The sequence below is a fragment of the Pseudomonas sp. NBRC 111133 genome (genome assembly GCF_001320605.1).
In the GTDB taxonomy this organism is placed as follows: Bacteria; Pseudomonadota; Gammaproteobacteria; order Pseudomonadales; family Pseudomonadaceae; genus Aquipseudomonas; species Aquipseudomonas monteilii.
Genome location: NZ_BCBJ01000181.1, coordinates 1 through 1,246 on the forward strand (window position 1 = coordinate 1; position 1,246 = coordinate 1,246).

The 1,246-nt window shown below is 60.3% G+C and carries 1 protein-coding gene; it reads right to left on the reverse strand.

The window, feature by feature from the left end; all coding sequences use genetic code 11:
• Positions 1 to 30: 30 nt before the first annotated feature.
• Positions 31 to 1,187 (reverse strand): IS3 family transposase gene (locus APH36_RS30325; protein ID WP_105446839.1). Its coding sequence is split into 2 segments (ribosomal slippage): positions 31 to 929 and positions 929 to 1,187, totalling 1,158 coding nucleotides; the frame shifts between segments, so codons are not numbered across the junction.
• Between the last annotated feature and the right edge of the window lie 59 nt (positions 1,188 to 1,246).

A 1,246-nucleotide genomic window follows, 5' to 3' on the forward strand; every position in this document is an offset into this window, starting at 1 on the left:
TGATCTTGCCCAGCAGCCGTGGACACGGGTTTAAGCACACATCCTGGCCTCGAAGGCCTCTGGGCTGATGTGCCCCAGCGTGCTGTGTCGCCGCTGGCGGTTGTAATCGGTTTCGACGTATTCAAACACGGTTTCACGCATCTGGGCGCGGCTCGTGAAGCGCTCGCCGTGGATGCACTCGACCTTCAGGCTGTGGAAGAAGCTCTCTGCACAGGCATTGTCGTAGCAGTTGCCTTTGGCGCTCATGCTGCATCGCAAGTGATGGGCGCGGATCAGCTCCTGGTAAGCCGCTGAGCAGTACTGGCTGCCGCGGTCGCTATGCACGATCACGTCATTAGGCTGCCTACGTCGCCACAGCGCCATGTGCAAGGCATCGCAAACCAAGTCGGCCGTCATGCGTTCGTTCATGGCCCAGCCGATCACCATCCGTGAATACAGATCGATGACCACTGCCAGATACAGCCAGCCTTCCTCCGTATACAGGTAGGTGATGTCACCCACCCATTTCTGATTTGGCGCAGATGCCTTGAAATCCTGCTTGAGCAAGTTCTCTGCCACTGGCAGGGAGTGCTGAGAATTGGTCGTGGCCTTGAACTTCTTGGCGGCCTTGGCACGCAGTCCTTGCCGTTGCATCGAGGCGGCTACCGTCTTGCGATTGCAGGGTAGGCCGGCTTCCCGCAGGTCGTGGCAAAGCCGTGGAGCCCCGCTGCGGCCCTTGCGTGCGCTGTATGCCTGAGCGACCTGCCGATCCAGTTCGGCTCTTCGCCGCTGGCGCATTGACGGCCTGCGAGAGCACCAAGCGTAGTAACCGCTGCGGGCAACGCCCAACACGCGACACATGGCCTGGATCGAGAAATGCGCGGTATGAGTCCTCATGAAGGCGTACTTCACTTGAGGCTCTTGGCAAAGTACGCGGCGGCCTTTTTTACGATGGCCAGCTCCTCGGCGTGCTCGGCCAACAGCCGCTTGAGTCGGGCATTCTCGTCGGCCAGCGACTGCTCGCGCTCGCTGCCGGACTGAGTCTGGTGCTTCTTGCTCCGCCAGCCGTAGAGCTGGGAAGCATGCAGGCCGAGCTGTTCGGCAGCCTTGCTGACGCCAATGCGCTCGGCCAAAGCCAGCGCTTCGTCCTTGTAGGCTTGGGAATGGCGGGTGCGGGTCTGTTTCATTGGGGTTGCTTGTCTTGCCATGATTCACCTCGTTGCAGTTTATCGCTTAACGGGGTGTCCACTGGGACTGGGCAAGATCA